Annotated in this window: 13 protein-coding genes and 1 pseudogene; 5 read left to right on the plus strand and 9 right to left on the minus strand. The window is 34.1% G+C overall.

Annotated elements, in window-relative coordinates:
* Nucleotides 1-4 precede the first annotated feature (4 nt).
* Nucleotides 5-493, plus strand: a complete 489-nt coding sequence (locus tag FD26_RS00720) for a GNAT family N-acetyltransferase (RefSeq protein ID WP_057866537.1) — start codon at nucleotides 5-7, stop codon at nucleotides 491-493.
* Nucleotides 494-597: 104 nt separating this feature from the next.
* On the opposite strand, the gene FD26_RS00725 is transcribed toward FD26_RS00720, so the two are convergent.
* Together FD26_RS00725 and FD26_RS00730 are read right to left on the minus strand one after the other, a co-directional pair.
* Nucleotides 598-1,938: a glucose-6-phosphate isomerase gene (locus tag FD26_RS00725; RefSeq protein ID WP_057866538.1), complete on the minus strand. Its 1,341-nt coding sequence runs from the start codon at nucleotides 1,936-1,938 to the stop codon at nucleotides 598-600.
* Between the two features lie 59 nt (nucleotides 1,939-1,997).
* Nucleotides 1,998-2,618, minus strand: coding sequence for a VanZ family protein (locus tag FD26_RS00730; RefSeq protein ID WP_057866634.1), 621 nt, complete (start codon nucleotides 2,616-2,618; stop codon nucleotides 1,998-2,000).
* A 110-nt stretch (nucleotides 2,619-2,728) separates the two neighbouring features.
* Here FD26_RS00730 and FD26_RS00735 point away from each other — a divergent pair, with 110 nt between their 5' ends.
* Both FD26_RS00735 and FD26_RS00740 read left to right on the plus strand, forming a co-directional pair.
* On the plus strand, nucleotides 2,729-4,879 hold the full coding sequence (locus tag FD26_RS00735; protein ID WP_057866539.1) for an LTA synthase family protein: 2,151 nt from the start codon (nucleotides 2,729-2,731) through the stop codon (nucleotides 4,877-4,879).
* A 408-nt stretch (nucleotides 4,880-5,287) separates the two neighbouring features.
* Nucleotides 5,288-7,435, plus strand: a complete 2,148-nt coding sequence (locus FD26_RS00740; protein WP_057866540.1) for an LTA synthase family protein — start codon at nucleotides 5,288-5,290, stop codon at nucleotides 7,433-7,435.
* Between the two features lie 58 nt (nucleotides 7,436-7,493).
* Here the strand turns inward: FD26_RS00740 and FD26_RS00745 are convergent, their stop codons facing one another.
* Both FD26_RS00745 and FD26_RS00750 read right to left on the minus strand, forming a co-directional pair.
* Complete coding sequence (locus FD26_RS00745) at nucleotides 7,494-8,984, minus strand: sensor histidine kinase (protein ID WP_057866541.1); 1,491 nt, start codon at nucleotides 8,982-8,984, stop codon at nucleotides 7,494-7,496.
* On the minus strand, nucleotides 8,984-9,733 hold the full coding sequence (locus tag FD26_RS00750; RefSeq protein ID WP_057866542.1) for a response regulator transcription factor: 750 nt from the start codon (nucleotides 9,731-9,733) through the stop codon (nucleotides 8,984-8,986). Before FD26_RS00750 ends, FD26_RS00745 begins: the two co-directional genes overlap by 1 nt.
* A gap of 90 nt (nucleotides 9,734-9,823) precedes the next feature.
* On the opposite strand from FD26_RS00750, the gene FD26_RS00755 reads away from it, so the two are divergent.
* Nucleotides 9,824-10,609 (plus strand): Cof-type HAD-IIB family hydrolase, encoded by a 786-nt coding sequence (locus FD26_RS00755; RefSeq protein WP_235526710.1) that lies wholly within the window; start codon nucleotides 9,824-9,826, stop codon nucleotides 10,607-10,609.
* A gap of 28 nt (nucleotides 10,610-10,637) precedes the next feature.
* Here the strand turns inward: FD26_RS00755 and FD26_RS00760 are convergent, their stop codons facing one another.
* Complete coding sequence (locus tag FD26_RS00760) at nucleotides 10,638-11,627, minus strand: zinc-binding alcohol dehydrogenase family protein (protein WP_057866544.1); 990 nt, start codon at nucleotides 11,625-11,627, stop codon at nucleotides 10,638-10,640.
* A 91-nt stretch (nucleotides 11,628-11,718) separates the two neighbouring features.
* Nucleotides 11,719-12,381, minus strand: coding sequence for a hypothetical protein (locus tag FD26_RS11225; protein WP_232230846.1), 663 nt, complete (start codon nucleotides 12,379-12,381; stop codon nucleotides 11,719-11,721).
* A 316-nt stretch (nucleotides 12,382-12,697) separates the two neighbouring features.
* Between FD26_RS11225 and FD26_RS00770 the strand changes: the two genes are divergently transcribed.
* The gene (locus FD26_RS00770; RefSeq protein WP_057866546.1) at nucleotides 12,698-13,246 is read left to right on the plus strand and encodes an NADPH-dependent FMN reductase; all 549 of its coding nucleotides are present in this window, start codon (nucleotides 12,698-12,700) and stop codon (nucleotides 13,244-13,246) included.
* 136 nt (nucleotides 13,247-13,382) lie between these two features.
* Here FD26_RS00770 and FD26_RS00775 read toward each other — a convergent pair.
* The 3 genes and pseudogenes from FD26_RS00775 to FD26_RS00785 form a co-directional block, all read right to left on the minus strand.
* Nucleotides 13,383-14,809: pseudogene (locus tag FD26_RS00775) on the minus strand (glycoside hydrolase family 1 protein).
* Nucleotides 14,810-14,822: 13 nt separating this feature from the next.
* Nucleotides 14,823-16,694 (minus strand): beta-glucoside-specific PTS transporter subunit IIABC, encoded by a 1,872-nt coding sequence (locus tag FD26_RS00780; RefSeq protein WP_057866547.1) that lies wholly within the window; start codon nucleotides 16,692-16,694, stop codon nucleotides 14,823-14,825.
* Nucleotides 16,691-17,536: a PRD domain-containing protein gene (locus FD26_RS00785; protein WP_057866548.1), complete on the minus strand. Its 846-nt coding sequence runs from the start codon at nucleotides 17,534-17,536 to the stop codon at nucleotides 16,691-16,693. The genes FD26_RS00780 and FD26_RS00785 overlap by 4 nt, the downstream gene beginning before the upstream one ends.
* Between the last annotated feature and the right edge of the window lie 166 nt (nucleotides 17,537-17,702).

The following is a 17,702-nucleotide window of genomic DNA, read 5'->3' on the forward strand; positions in this document are numbered from 1 at the left end:
AATCATGAATTACAAAATTATAAAAACTGATCATTCTACCAATTTTGAAAGCATTAAGGAACTTTATTACCAAACATGGACTTTTTCCTATGCAGATTTGGTTCCTCAGGATTTCCTAAACCAACTTGATAAATCCATCTGGCATCCTGAAAAAAGATGGAATAATACTTTAATCGCAGTAACCCCTGACAATCAAATTATCGGTGTTTGTTCATATGGACCTGCTCGCAAAAAACAATACATTGGTTATGGAGAAATTTATTCATTGTACATATTGCCTCATTATCAACATTTAGGAATTGGACAGAAATTATTTCAAAGTGTCTTAACAATACTTGAGCAAGAGTATAAAAAAATTTATTTGATCGTTTTGAAAAATAATCTAGCTGCTCAAGGCTTTTATGAAAAATTTGACTTTCAACGATTAAACATTCTATTAAAAGACACAACTGATTATGGAACTTTATTGGAAACTATTATGATTAAAGAGTAAAAAAATACCAGTATAGCAATCATTTTTAATGATTACCGTACTGGTATTTTTTATTAGTCGAGAATCAAACGATGTTTTTTCTCGATTTATTATCAATTATAAAATTATAGTCTCTTGTTTAATTCTTCGCCAAGTTCTTCATAACCAGGACGACCAAGTAGACCAAACATGTTCTTCTTGTATGCTTCAACACCTGGTTGGTTGAATGGGTTAATACCATTCAAGTAACCTGAAATACCAACAGCAATTTCAAAGAAGTACATTAAGTAACCTAAGTTAAAGGCATCTTGTTTTTCAATATGAACTGACATAACAGGAACGCCACCATCTGTATGGGCTAGAACAACACCTTCGTAAGCCTTCTTGTTAACAAAGTCCATTGACTTGTTTTCCAAATATTCCAAACCATCAAGATTATCTTTTTCAGCAGGAATTGTAACGTCATGTCTTGGCTTGTCAATTAGAACAACAGTTTCCATAAGGTTACGACGACCTTCTTGGATATATTGACCTAATGAATGCAAGTCAGTTGAGAAGTTAGCTGATGATGGGTAGATACCCTTTTGATCTTTACCTTCAGATTCACCCATCAATTGCTTCCACCATTCGCCAAAGTATTGGACGTTTGGTTCGTAGTTTTCTAGCAATTCTGTTGTGTAACCTTTACGGTACAAGATATTTCTCAAAGCAGCATACTTGTAAGCATCATTCTTTGTAAGATCAGCTGATGAATAGTCAGTACGTGCAGCAGCAGCACCTTCCATCAACTTATCGATGTCAGCACCAGCAACGGCAATTGGCAACAAACCAACAGCAGTAAGAACTGAGAAACGACCACCGATATCATCAGGAACAACGAATTCTTCGTAGCCTTCAGCATCTGATTCTGTCTTCAAAGCACCCTTAGCACGATCTGTTGTAGCATAGATACGGCCCTTAGCACCTTCAACACCATACTTTTCAATCAACTTAGCTTTCAAAATACGGAAAGCAATTGAAGGTTCTGTTGTTGTACCAGATTTTGAAATGATGTTGATACTGAAATCACGGTCACCGATAACATCTAGTAAATCAGCCAAGTAATTTGGAGAAATTGAGTTACCACAGAAGTAAACTTCTGGAACATCTTTTTCATTTTTAACATTATAGAATGATGAGCTTAGGAAGTCGATTGCAGCACGTGCTCCTAAGTATGAACCACCAATACCGATACCAACGAAGACTTCTGAGTCTGATTGAATCTTTTTAGCAGCTTTTTTAATGCGAGCGAATTCATCCTTGTCATAGTCAACAGGCAAGTCAATGAAACCACGGAAGTCAGCACCAGCACCGGTACCCTTACGTAGTTCGTCATCTGCAGCTGTAACAAGAGCTTGCATTTCACCAAGTTCATTTTCATGAATAAACTTGTTTAATTTTGAATCATCAAATTTAATTTGTGACATTTATTTTCTCTCCTCCATATATACTCTCAAAACTAGATTAATCATTTTCGCGGAAAATTTCAAATTTTTATTAGTTTTTTTATCCATTTTCCCAAAAAATATAATAAATATCCTACCGCTGCGCCCAAAGTGTTAAAAATCACGTCATCAATATCAGTTACACCTGTATTTAAAATAAACTGCAACGTTTCAATTGATGTTGAAATCAAAGCACCTATTAAAACAACTTTCCAGAAATTAAGGTGCCTTTCACTTAGTGCCGGAATAAATATTCCCATTGGTACGAACCACATAATATTACCATATAAATTGTAAATAAAGTCAATAATGGACTGACCTTTTGCCAATTTAAAAGTTTCTACTAGCGGAATTATATTTATTTGGGATAGCGAACGGTGAAAATAAAATTTGAATTGCCAAATGAAATAGCCATCCCGAAAAACTGTTAAAGCAAAAAGCAGGAAAACATAAAACACGAACAGTCCTAGACCTAACTCACGGCCAAGAGTAGTTCTTTTTTTCTTTAGTTTTATCCAAACATACCTTAAAACAATAAAAAATAAGGTATATAATATTGCTTTATCTACAGCATAAAAGGAAAGCCGGATCAATGGAAAATGATTAATCTTCATTGCATACACTTTATATATGTAATCATATAACGGTCCTAGAAATATCATTTTGCTCATTCTTTCCCACTTTTTACCCACATGTATTATACTAACAATTAAGTAATTTATTTAGTCTTTAAACAGATTGATTTAAGAATTTTAAAAACAAGGAACTTTCAATGAATAAACTAAAAAATATCCTCAACAAACGACTAGGATTTATGACGCTCCTAATCTTTTTTCTATGGATCAAAACTATTATCGCCTATTATCTTGATTTTTCATTAGGCGTTTCAGACCCGTTACAACATCTAATTCTCATTATTAATCCTATCGCTACAGCAGTCATCCTCTTAAGCATAGCGCTCTATATTAATAAACCTAAAATTTCATATATTGTAATGGGAATTATTTATGTTTTAGAATCTGCATTATTATATGGAAATATTTTATACTATCGTGAGTTCAGCGATTTTCTTTCTTTTAATACCATTGCAGGTGTTTCCAAGGTTTCTAAGGGACTTGGCGGTAGTGCTGCCAACCTTGGTCAAGCTCATGATTTTATTTATGGTTTAGATTTCATCATTATTGCTATATTGTTACTAACCCATTATATCAAAATTGACGACCGACCAATGAGAAAATTAACAGCAATTGCTACTACTTTATTGGGGGTATTTTTATTCTCATTTAATTTAGCTATTGCTGAATCAAACCGACCACAGCTTCTAGGTAGAACTTTTGATCGAGCTTACATCGTTAAGTACTTAGGACTCAACACATTTTTGGCCTATGATTCAATTAAAACCGTGCAAAACAATCAAGTACGATCCGAAGCAGTTGGAACAGATATGGATGACGTACTATCATATATTAACCAAAACTACGCTAAGCCTAATCAAGCTTACTTCGGTAAAGCTAAGGGCAAGAATATTATTGTCATTCATTTGGAAAGTTTCCAGCAGTTTTTAATCAATGATAAAGTTAATGGTCAAGAAGTTACACCCTTTTTAAATAGTCTTTATAACGATAAAAACACTATGTCTTTTGATAATTTCTATCATGAAGTTGGTCAAGGTAAAACCAGTGATGCTGAAAACATGCTAGAAACGAGTCTTTATGGACTCCCTGAAGGCTCACTTTTCTCCAAGCTTGGCAGCGATAATACTTTCCAAGCAGCCCCAGCCATTCTGGGACAAAAGGAAGGCTACACCAGTGCCGTCTTCCATGGTAATATTGGTAGTTTTTGGAATCGTGATAACGTCTATAAAAATATGGGCTACAATTATTTCTTTGACTCCAGTTATTTCAATAAAACTAGTGATTCCAGTCTTGAATATGGTATGAAAGATAAGTTAATGCTTTCGGAGAGCGCTAAATATCTCGAACAACTTCAGCAGCCCTTCTACGCCAAATTTATCACCGTTACAAATCACTATCCATTCCAATTGCCTGATGAAGATAACGATGGCTTCCAAGCTCCTGACACTAGTAATAGTGCCGTCAACAACTATTTCTTAACAGCTCATTACTTAGATAATTCTTTAAAAGAATTTTTCGATTATTTAAAGTCTAGTGGTATTTATGACAATTCCATGATCGTACTATACGGCGACCACTATGGACTTTCAAATAGTCAGAATCCAGAATTAGCTCCACTGTTAGGTGTCGACGCAAATAATTGGACTGACTTTAATAATTCTCAAATGCAGAAAGTTCCTTTCATGATTCATATGAAGGGCTTAAAAGGTGGCATCAATCATACTTATGGTGGCGAAATTGATGTCTTGCCAACTATCCTTCATTTAGCCGGCATTAACACCAAACAGTATGTTCAATTGGGATCAGATTTACTCTCTAAACAACACAACCAAATTGTTCCCTTCCGTAATAAAAACTTCATTACTAAAAACTACACTGTTTTAAAAGATAGCGATGGCAATCCAGAAGTCTTTAAAAATAGTACCGGCGAACAAATCAATTTGGATCAAAATCCTGACTTGAAGAAAAAGATCTCCAAGTGGCAGCAATATGTCAATGACAAGCTAAAATTATCAGATACGATCAACAATAAAAATCTTTTAAGATTCTATACCCCAACCAGCTTCACACCAGTTGATCCTAAGAATCAAAGTTATCAAAACGAAATTCAAAAGTTAGTTCAAACCAGAAATACCCTGGGTCTGAAATCAACTAGCGTTTACTCGCAGAATAATAATAAATCAACGACTACGCTCTATAATACTGACGCACCTGAATTAAACGGCGATCGTAGCGTTATTGACAGTTGGTCGAGTGTTTTGAAAAAAACTAACGATAGTACTAAGTAAGAGTTTTTACTTATAATAATCATGATTGAGGGATGCCATCTTCCACTGAGACCATCCTGGCTCCATTATAGATTAAGATATTAGTTGATATTATTAGCTTTAAACTTGCTAAAATGATTCAATCTATTAATTCAAAACTACAAACAAAATAGCTAATGACTATAATATAAAAGTCATTAGCTATTTTCTTATTTAAATGTCCGAAATATACAACCGTTAAACTACTGGAGCAAAAATTGAAATTGGCGCAGCATAAGTTACAGGTCGTGCCCACGGCGTTTGGCCAAATTTCAATTTTTGTGGAAGGCGGAATTAACCAAGATAAAAGAATCATCCTAGGCTGGCTTTTTTTATTTTCCTAAATAACGTATTATTAATCGGTGAACTATTTTAGTTATGAGGGAAAAAATGAAAAAAATTCAATCCATCCTAAACAAACGATTAGGTTTTATGACTTTTTTAATTATTTGTTTATGGCTCAAGACCGTTATTGCATATTACAAAGATTTTTCATTAACTATCAACAACTTATTACAACATTTCTTTTTAATAGTTAATCCTTTCGCTACCATTGTTATTTTAATGAGTCTAGCTCTATATATTAATAAAGCTAAGCTATCCTACATTTTTATGGGATTGCTTTATTTAATTGATTCAATTTTTATCTATTCGAATATTCTCTATTTTCGAGAGAACGGCGACTTTATTGCTACTAGCACAATTACAGGAGTTTCTAAAGTAGCCAAGGGACTTGGAAAAAGTACTATCAGTTCTATGCAGTTAGGCGATATCGTTTATATCATTGATTTTGCAATTATTATTCTTTTATTCGCCACTCACTTTATAAAAATAGATCCTCGGCCATTTAGAAAATTAAATGCTTTGGCAACAACCTTTTTAGGAATTGCACTTTTTTCAGCTGATTTGGCAGGTTCAGAAGCCAATCGGCCTCAATTATTGAGTCGAACTTTTGACCATTCCTATATTGTAAAGTATTTGGGTATTAATACTTTTTTAGCTTATGATTCCGTTCGTTCAGTTCAAAACAATCAGGTTCGATCAAGCGCTAAAGAATCAGAGATTGATAATGTTTTGAATTATACTAATCAAAACTACGCTGCACCCAATGCTAAATATTTTGGTAAGGCCAATGGTAAAAATATTATTGTTATCCATCTGGAAAGTTTCGAACAATTTCTCATTGGTATGAAAGTCAATGGCCAAGAAGTTACACCTTTTTTGAATAGTCTTTACAATAACCAAAATACTTTATCATTCGATAACTTTTTTAATGAAGTTGGAGCTGGTCGAACTAGCGATGCTGAAACAATGCTAGAATCAAGCCTCTTCGGTCTCCCCGAAGGTTCATTCTTTCAAAAATTAGGTGGCGACAATACTTTCCAATCAGCCCCTGCTATTTTGGAGCAAAAGAAGGGTTATACTAGTGCCGTCTTCCATGGAAATGCTGCCAGTTTCTGGGGACGAAATGTTACCTACAAGAATATGGGGTATAATTATTTCTTCGATGAAAGCTATTACGACACTAAAAACCCCGATACTTTATCATTAAATGGTTATGGCGTTAAAGATAAATTGCTCTTCTCTGAAGGTGTGAAATATCTTGCACAGATGCAACAGCCCTTCTACACCAAATTCTTAACAATTACTAATCATGTTGGCTATCAATTTTCCGATGAAGATAATGGCGATTTCCAAACATCCGATAATCCTAATTCCACAGTAAACTCCTATTTTAAAACCGCCCATTATCTCGACAAATCAGTTGAAGAATTTTTTGACTATCTCAAAGCCAGTGGCTTAGAAAAGAACACTATGGTAGTTCTTTACGGCGATCATTACGGTTTAAACGATGAGCAGCACAAAGCTCTCTCTTCAATGATTGATAAAGACCCAAGTACCTGGAATAAATTCAATAATACTCAAATGCAACGAGTTCCCTTTATGATTCATATGGATGGGTTAAAGGGCCATGTCGATCATACTTACGGCGGAGAAATCGACGTCTTGCCTACTATCCTTCATCTGGCTGGTGTAAATACTAAGGGATATGTTCAATTAGGAACTGATTTGCTTTCCAAACAACATAGTCAAATTGTGGCTCTAAGGAATCGCAATTTTATTACTCCTAATTACACGGTCTTTCGAAATGGCAATTCAACTCAAGTTTATTCAAATGCTACTGGTGAAAAGATTGATTTACGTGATAATCCTGAGCTATCCACCAAAGTTACCAAGTGGGAAAAGGCAGTTGATCTTAAATTAGATACTTCTGATAGTATCAACAATAAAAACTTATTACGTTTCTATACTCCACTTGGATTTATGCCGACTGATCCCACCAATTATTCTTATCAAAATCAAGTTCAACAGATGGAAAAAATTCGTGATGACCTTGGCGATAAATCGACTAGTCTTTACTCACGTAATGGCAACAAATCTACAACTGATCTCTATAATACCGATGCTGTACAATTACAAGATGATCGTACACCAATTGATAGTTGGTCATATCTGAATAAAAATAAACCACAGTAAGAAAAAAACAGTACAGCAATCATCTTTGATGGTTGACGCACTGTTTTTTTTACTACCTTTAATCCTTTTCGTCAGGTTTATGTTCATAACCTTCATCGAACAATGTAATGATAAAGGTTGTACCTTCGTTGAGTTTACTCTTAACTTCAATTTCACCACCATGATTTTCCACCAATTGATGAACGATTGAAAGTCCCAAGCCAGACTCACCGTATTTTCGATTTTTACGAGAAGGATCAGCTTTGTAATAACGATCCCAAATATTTTTAACTTGATCCTCAGACATCCCGATACCAGTATCAGACACAGTGAAGACGGAAGCATGACGTTCCTCATCTCGACTGCCACTGATAAAGATCTTCCCATCATTAGTGAACTGAATCGCATTTTGCATAATATTAAAAATTACTTGAACAAAACGATCATAATCAGCATAAGTCTTTAGTTCACCATCAAATGGTTTCAAGATCAACTCATCATTTGATTCAGCAGCCTTTTTCTCCAATTGTGAAGTAATATCTTTCAAAGGCTTGTTGGCATCAAAGACTCGTTTGGCCATTGTTATTTGATTAGTTCTAATTTTTTCATAGTCCAAATTTTCATTAACTAAACGAATCAAACGCTTCGTTTCATTACGCATCAATTGAATACTTTGACCCTTTGACTCTTCGGGAATAGCATCATAAGCCAATCCCTCCAACAAACCATTGATTGTTGTCAACGGCGTTCTCATTTCATGAGAAGCATCAGCCATAAATTCCTTACGACGTTGCTCTTGACGCTTGATTTCTTTATCAGACGATTCTAAAGACTTAACCATTTGGTTAAAGTCATCTGCTAGGTCATCTAACTCATCCCGTCCCTTACTTTCTATATGAACTGAGAAATCATTGTTGGCAACTTTCTTAGTTGCCCCACGCAGACGATTGATTCGATTAACTTGATATCTAGATAACAAGAAACTCAAAATAATAGCAGCTAATAGTGAAATCAACAGTGCAAAGTACAAGCGACTGTTAATCTCACCAATATTAGTCTGTAGCTCTGAAACATCAGAACCAGCCCAGACAGCTGCAATCAACTTGCCATTTTGGAACCATGGCGTCAAAACGTACACATAACTGCGATTATCATCTTTACGCAAGCGTGGGTTTCCTGCCGTATTTTGGGGCTTTTGAACATTTCGAATTGTTTTACCTTGTTTTAATTTACTCCAATAGGACTTCTTCAAATGTAATTTCACATTAGTTGGTGGTGTTGGATAAACTTGATTATTATCATAATCAAAAATTGCAAACTGTACGTTTCTTTCAGACAATACCTGTTCAACCGTTCTGATATTATCGCCAGTAATATTGTGAATTTGCCCAGTTTTAGGATCGGTTTTCAAAGCAATCTTTTCCAGATTACCTGCATAACTTTCTAGACTTTTATAAGTTCGATTATATTCCCAACTAGTTGAGGCGCTGGTTACGGAATACAAAATAATTCCTAAGGTCGTTAAAATAACAATCAAAAAACTCAGCATATTTTGATAAATTAATTTCATTACGCTTTAGCTTTTGCTCCTGTATCGTCAAATTTATAACCGACGCCCCAAACAGTTTCGATAACTTGTGGACCAACTTTTTCGATCTTTTGACGAAGCTTCTTAATATGAGCATCAACTGTTCTTTCTTCACCAAAATAATCATAATCCCAAACTTGTTCCAATAATTGTTCACGTGAAAATACTTGTTTAGGCTTGCTAGCCAAAGTCTTTAGAAGATCGAATTCCTTTGGTGTAAGATCAGGAATTTCCTTATCATTTAAATAAGCTTCACGAGTACTAGAATTCAGTTTGAAGAAACCAGTATTAATGTCAAAACCATCGTCTGCTTCTTCAACTTCAGCATTAACTGAAGTACTTTCAGCTAATTTTTCAGCAAGATTTTCATCACGACGGTGAATAGCCTTCATTCTAGCAATCAAAGTGATTGGACTGAAAGGCTTAGTAACATAATCATCAGCTCCAAACTCTAATCCCAATACTTGATCACTTTCAGTATCACGAGCTGTCAGCATAATAATAGGTACAGTTTTAGAAACCTTTCTGATTTCCTTGGCCACTTCCATCCCATCTTTTCCAGGCAAGTTAAGATCCAAAGTTATCATATCCCACTTACTGGGGTCCTCATTAAACATATCAACCGCCTGATTGCCATCATAAGCAAAACTGGCTTCCCATTTTTCTTTTTGGAAAAACATGCCCATCATTTCAGAAACAGACTTGTTATCCTCTATCATTAATATCTTCATAAACATATCACTCCATATTTTAAGTTAAGACTATCTCATTACAATAATAATTGTTACCATATTGTTAGTATACAAAATAAAGTTAAGTTGGTGGATCTTTTGCAAACAAATTATCGAGGAACCGTTTTTTTCGATTTAGACGGAACGCTGTTAAATAACCAATCCCAAGTCGACGACTCCGTTGCCCAAGCCGTACATAAATTAAAAGCTAATAACTTTTTGCCAGTAATCAGCACTGGACGAGCTCCAATTGAAATAGACGCTGCCACAGATGCTACCGGTATTGATACATATATTACTTTAAATGGTGCATTTGTCCAATCACAAGGAAAAGTTATTTATCGTAATAATATTAAACCAGAATTAATTAAAAGTATAATTGATTTGACTAAGGAATTAGGCGATACCCTCTATATGCATACGCCTGATAGAACTTTTTTAAGTGGAAAAACACCCTATCTTAAAGAGTTTTTCCACAAATTGCGTCTTGATGTTCCTGAAATTGACCCTGATTTCTATAAAAAAGACGATATTCCAATGTTCGTCATTCTTACCGATGGCGACAAAGATCGTTACGAGGATAAATTCCCTGAATTACAGTTTTATAATACAGGCTATTTTTCAATTGACACCGTCTCACAAGGAGTTTCCAAGATGAGCGGCATCAAACATTTGCTTAAAGACTTGAATTTAGAAAATAAGCCTGTATATGCCTTCGGTGATGGAACTAATGATTTACCGATGATTCAAATGGCCGATTATAGTATCGCCATGGGAAATGGTATAGATTCTGTCAAGAACGCTGCTACTTATGTTAGCACTGAAAACGTTGACGGTGGTATCGTTAAAGGACTGAAACATTTTAATTTGATATAAAAAGGATGGTGCAGACGCATCATCCTTTTTATGCTTTAATAACAACTTTACCCACCATATGACCACCTTCAACCAACTCGGTAGCCTTCTTAATATTCTCCAAATTAAATCCATGAAAAACTTTAGTAACAGTTGAATGAATCATTCCACTATCTAATCCGTTAGCCAATTTTTCCAAATAAGCACCCTGATCCGACATAGAATCTAATTTAAATTTAGATTTAGTAAACATCCACTCCCAAGCAAAATTAACTGATTTTTGTTTAAGATCCATTACTTGAGATTCTCTTAAATTAGTAATAGTAGCAAAGGTTCCAAAAGGCTTGATCAATTCAACAATTTCATTCCAATGTGGATCGTTGTTGCTTAGTCCGATAATATAATCAATATCCTTAATACCTAAATCATGAATTTGTTTGATTAAGTCTTGATGATGATTAACGACCAAGTTAGCTCCTAGGGCTTTAACCCACTTTACTTTGTCATCAGTTGAGGCGGTAGCAATTACTCTAAGACCGGCTAAATGGGCCAATTGAATAGCGATTGAACCCACCCCACCTGCACCATTAATAATTAAGATTGTTTTTTCTCGATTATCAGCTGCTGGATTAATATTTAATTTTTCGAATAATAGTTCACTGGCCGTCAGCGTTACGAGTGGCATAGCAACACTTTTTTCAATTGACGTCTCCTTAGGTGCATGGGCAACGATTCTCTCATCAATCAACTCATACTCTTGATATGAGCCATCTCTAGTGTAATCACCAGCAAAAAAGACTCGGTCGCCAACTTTAAAGTTCCTCACGTCAGCGCCAATTGAATCGACTGTGCCATATCCGTCATAACCTAAAATTTTAGGTGTTTTTAATTCTCCAGTAATACCTTTTCTAGTAGCAATATCAACTGGATTAATAGAAATGCCCTCAATTTTAACTAATAAGTCACGCCCTGTAGGTGTTTCTTTATCCTTAGAAAATTCAGTAAAACCATTATTATTAGTTACACCGTATGCTTTCATTTATCCAACCTTCTTTTTATTACACTAATTTTACAACAAAAAAATCCGACATCTCAAATTTGACGTCGGATTTTTTCTATTCAAATGTATTTTAACCAATAATTTCAACGGTTGCACTGGTAATTCCATAAGAAGGAATCATACTGTTTGGCATTGCCATATCAATTTGGTAAGGATTGTCATAGGCAAATGTCCCTGTATCGTTAACTGTACGATAGTAGACATCCCCTTGAGCCGTAGTAATTTTCAATTGTGATCCACGTGGGATAACGCTCAAATTAGTAGCAACTCCTGAATAACCCATATCTGATCCTAGAACAGCGGGATCGTAAAAACTAATTTTAAATGTACCAACATTATTAGATGTGGATTGCATTTCAACTGGTGCCTCTGAGGCAGCTTGTGTAATAGCTTTTTGTGATGCTTCAATTTGTTCTGGTTGTGAATTCTGGACGGGTGCGTGGTCAACCTCTTGATCCGATTTAACGTCTCCCATATTTGGGTCCTTTTCACTATAACTGATACCAGGCATAAATTCCTTATTGTCTGATAACGATACTTTTTGAATTAGTGTATAAGCATCATCATTAACTGACTTATTTGTTTCCAAGTTAGTTAATGTCTTTTGAAAATCTGTTGTATTACTTACTTGGTCTGATGATGAATCTGCGGCATAGGCAACTGAATATCCCATTCCCCCCGTAATTATCAAACTAATGATAAGCAGTGCATCTAATTTTATTCGCTTTAGCAACTAATCTCTCCCCGGTTTTATGTTTACCAGATGACACTATACAAGACGAATGTAACAAACAGATTACAGGCATAATAAAAAAATTCGTTTAATCTAACTTTTTGTAATGTTTTTGTAATCAAAGTCATAATCTTGAACTTTTTTTAACATCATTTTGATTTTTTGGCGAATTTTAACACATTGTGATTTATTTATCAATATTTTTGTAACCGATTACTGAAAAAATAAAAAAATATTTGTTTGCGAGAACAAATATTTGTTGAAAAAAAGTTTTTGTGATAATTTAGAAATATTGAAAGATATGGAGGAATTTTATATGTCAAAGAAAATTGCTGTTTTAGTTGGTAGTTTGCGTAAGGGATCATTCTCAAAACAAATTGCTAAGAATTTAATGAAGTTGTTCCCTAGCGACTATGAACCTGAATTTGTAGAAATTGGTAACTTGCCACTATATAACGAAGATATCGATACACCTGAAAATGTACCTGCAGAATATACTGAATTTAGAAATAAGGTTAAGGATGCTGCCGGTGTATTATTCGTAACACCTGAATATAACCGTTCAATCCCTGGTGGTTTGAAAAATGCTCTTGATGTTGGATCACGTCCTTATGGTCAAAGTATCTGGGATAAGAAGCCTGCTGCTATTGTCAGCGTCTCACCTGGTGCTATTAGTGGTTTTGGTGCCAACCATGCATTACGTCAATCATTAGTATTTTTGAACATGCCTATTCTTCAACAACCAGAAGCTTATATCGGTAATGTCACACAAATTCTTGATGAAGATGGCAACGTTGCTGAAGGCACAGTTGGATTCCTACAAAGCATCGTTGACGCTTACGTTGAACTATTGAATAGATATTAAAAGTAATTGTATTTATTTCTGGACAGAAAGCTGCTGGTATTTTACTAGTAACTTTCTTTTTTTGTTTAATAAAAATTTTCTGACAAAAAAAGATTTAATCAGCATACACTGACTAAATCTTTTTACATGTAAAAATTTATATTTTTTCTCCATTTGACGCTATTACAGACTTATACCAATTAAATGACTTTTTCTTTAAACGTTTCTTAGACCCATTACCTTGATCATCCATATCAACATAAATAAATCCATATCTTTTACTCATTTGTCCAGTTGTTGCACTGACTAAGTCAATCGGTGCCCAAGTTAAATATCCAAAACAATTGACGTTGTCGATCTCAACTGCTTTTTTTATTTCACGAATATGCTGTTGCAAATATTCAATACGATAGTCATCTTTTATTTCGCCATTCTCATTGATTTTATCAACAGCGCCCAGACCATTTTCCGTAATCATTATAGGAAGTCCATATCTTCGGTAAGTATAATTCAACAAATATCTAATCCCTATAGGATCAATAGTCCATCCCATTTACTTGTTTTTAAATAAGGATTTTGAAGACCTCCAAATAAGGCACTTTCCTTACCATCCGCTCCTTCATACTTAGCGACCGAACTCGCATAATAATTCATTCCTAAATAATCTAATCTTCCTACTTTAAAAGCTTCCAAGTCCTTATCCGTAATGTTCAAACTAATACCAGCACTTCGATACTCTTCAATTTTATACTTTGGAAATTCACCATTACACATTGCATCTATTTGATAAAAATCTCTATCAGTCTGCATAAATGCTTTCAATACATTTTCAGGATCACAATTTATCGGATAAACTGGTTCAATACCAAAAACACAGCCCATTTGATTATTAGCGTCAATTTCATGTCCCAATTTAACAGCCATACAACTGGCCAAGGTCATATTGTACCCTATAGTAGCAAGAGTCTGCTTCTTATCAGTTAATTCAGAATACTTTAATCCAGCAATAATATAAGTAAAAATATCAGTTGCTTCTGTCTGAGGATCAATATGATTCATTTCATTAAATGTAACCCAATATTTTACTTTGCCCTTCAAAGCTTCAAACATTGTTTTACAAAATTTCAAATAATAATCTATCACTTTTCTATTAGTCCATGAACCATACTTTTTAACGAGATTTATCGGCATTTCAAAGTGATACAAAGTAACAATCGGCTCAATCTGATATTTTAGTAATTCATTAATCAAATTTTGATAAAATTTAATACCTAATAAATTAGGCTTCTCGTCATCTCCATTAGGATAGATTCGAGACCAATCGATTGATATCCTTAGTGCTTTAAAACCCATCTCCGAAAACATCTTGATATCTTGTTTATATCTATGATAAAAATCAATTCCATAATGTGATGGATACAATACTCCCTCTTCTAATTGAGAATATATTTTACGAGGTTTCCCATAATCCCCAACAGAAACCAGATCCATTATTCCTAGACCTTTACCATCTTCATCATAGGCCCCTTCACATTGATGAGCTGCAATACTGCCACCCCACAAAAAGCTATCTGAAAAATTCATTATCCATTGCTCCTTATCCCAGTACAATATTCATTGATGAATCAGAATTATTAACCTGTTTATTTTCTGAAGGAATCACATCTGTATAATCATCTGCATTAGTAACAACTACCATTGTGGTAATATCATATCCTGCTTCTTTGATTTTTTTAAAATCAACTTTACCAATTTGCTGGCCAGCTTTAACAATGTCACCTTGCTTAATATTTAAATCAAAATACTTTCCTTCCAGTTGCACTGTATCAATACCAATATGAATAAGTATTTCCTCACCATTATCTCCATTAATACCAATAGCATGTTTAGTTGGAAATACTACTGAAACCGTCCCATTAATTGGTGAATAAATATTATTTTCAGTCGGTTGAATTGCTATACCTTTTCCTAATCCACCACTTGAAAAAGCTTTATCATTTACCTCAGATAATTGAATTAAATTTCCAGTAACTACGCTTTTTAACGGAACTGCACGCAAACCATTCTCGTTGATTGTGATATCTTTTTTATCATTTTCTAAAATCTGTTCAGAATCTTCACTATCTACGGGAATTCCTAGCATGTATGCGGCAATTGCTGCACCAACAAAACTAATAATTACTGCACTTACCATTAACCAAAGATTAGTAAAATTGCCCTTACCTATATATGAAGGTAAACCAAATAATCCCCATGCCACAGAATAGGCTTTAACACCAGTTAATCCAGCGAATAAGCCACCGAGTCCTCCACCAATCATAACAGCAACAAATGGTCTTCTATATTTAACAAATACACCATAAATTGCTGGTTCTGTTACTCCAAAAATTGCTGATAAAGTAACTGTCCCAAATAGTTGCTTTTGCTTACTATTTTTCTTTGCACGTAGAAAATATCCTAGCATTGCGCCACCAACAGCAATATCAGAAATAGTGCATGAAGAAATAAATGCTGGATCGTACCCTTCAGTTGCAATTAAAGATGCGACAATTGGCATAATGAAATTACCAGCACCAAACATCACAATAAATGGTTGTAGAGCTGAATAAAGCATCATAACTAACCAGCTTCCAACATACTTCATAAGTAAATTAAAGAAACCTACAATACCTTCTCCAAAATAAAAACCTAATGGTCCAAATACCATTAACGTAGCAGGAATCATAATAACCATAATTAATAATGGAGTGAAAAAATATTGCACCTTATCGGGTACTATTTTTTTCACAAATTTTGTCACATAACCCATGAACCACAATGCTAATAAAATTGGAATAAAACTATTAGCATAAGTAATTTGAGGCAATGGAACACCGAAAAGGTTCAATCCCTTTACTCCATTTATTGATTGAGAAACGATAGTCACTGCTAGTGTTACGCCTAAATATGGATCTACTCCTAATCTCTTGGATGCACTCATTGCCATTAATACAGGTAAGAAAAAGAATACTGCTTCTCTAACAGTGTCAAAAATCTTATAAGTAGAACTACTGTCCGAAATCAATCCTGTTAACGAGACTATTGACAGTAATGCTGCTAACAACCCGGCACAAATAATTGGAGGCAAAAGAGGAGTCATTGATTCCGAAACCACATCCATCACTGCTTTTACTGGATTTTTTTTCTTTCCTTCATCGTTATTAGTTAATTCATTAGAACTAGTCATTCCCAACATATCAACTAGTTCATCATATACATCGGTAACATGTGTTCCAACAATTATTTGATATGCAACATCATTATTAACGACATCAATAACTCCGTCCATATTCTTAATTTTATCTGTCTGGGCTTTCTTATCATCTACCAATGTAAAACGTAATCGTGTCATACAATGAACTACTGCTTTAATATTTTTCTTGCCGCCGACAAGTTTAATAATCTGTCTGTTAAAGGCTTCATATTTCATTTTTCTCTATCCTTTCTTTCTGTAACTCGATTAATATGAATCATTAAGTATGTATATTCATCTTTTGAAAGTCTTTGATGAAATTTTTTATCAATATAATTTTCAATTTTCTCAACAGTTTTGTAAGCTTTGGGATATAACTTAATCACCGTCTCATATAAGGTGACATCATTATCGCCGTATAATTTTTTTCTTCTTAGACGTTCAATAAAATACTGTAAATGAGTAACTAATCTCATATAATTCATTGAGGATTCATCAAACGTAGTAGCATATTGAAATTGGATGATATTTAAAATATTCTTCAATACAGCTATATCATCAATGTTTTCATCTAAATGTGATTTATCCTCTTGAATATTTACAAAATGTAAGGCAATGGAAACTGCTTCATCATCAGGAAAATCAATTTTGTAACATTCGCGCATCTTTTGTACCGCATAAATTCCTATCTTGTAATAATCGGGATAGAATTTCTTTACTTCCCACGTCAACGGACTACGGATAAACTGATTTTTCTGACCACGTTTCCATGCAAAGGTAATATGATCCAGTAAAGCCAAATATAAATAATCATTAGCTTTTTTATCAAGAAAATTTTCGCCATACTCAACCAATTTATTAATCAATTCAATGGTTTTTTGATCAGAACTAGCTAGCAAATAACTCAAATGTTCCAATCTATCTTTAGAATCTAAAACATATGTTTTTTCAATTTCATCTTCACTAATGTGTTGGCCAACACTCTTTTTAAAAGATATACCAGAAGAATAAATAATTGAGTCATGGCCCCCTTTATTGATAATAGCCACATTATTATTTAAAATTTTCTTTACTTTCATATTTTTCCTTTCCAGAAAAAAAACTCAGATCATAAATCAAATAAGCCTAATAGACTTGTTTAATTTACAATCTGAGTTCTGCCTGTATTTATCAGTAACATAACTCCGAGATGACTACATTGTCATTCGAGATTTTTTTCTTTTTCATCTTACAAAAATGATTCTA

The organism is Companilactobacillus crustorum JCM 15951 (genome assembly GCF_001434585.1).
Classification (GTDB): Bacteria; Bacillota; Bacilli; order Lactobacillales; family Lactobacillaceae; genus Companilactobacillus; species Companilactobacillus crustorum.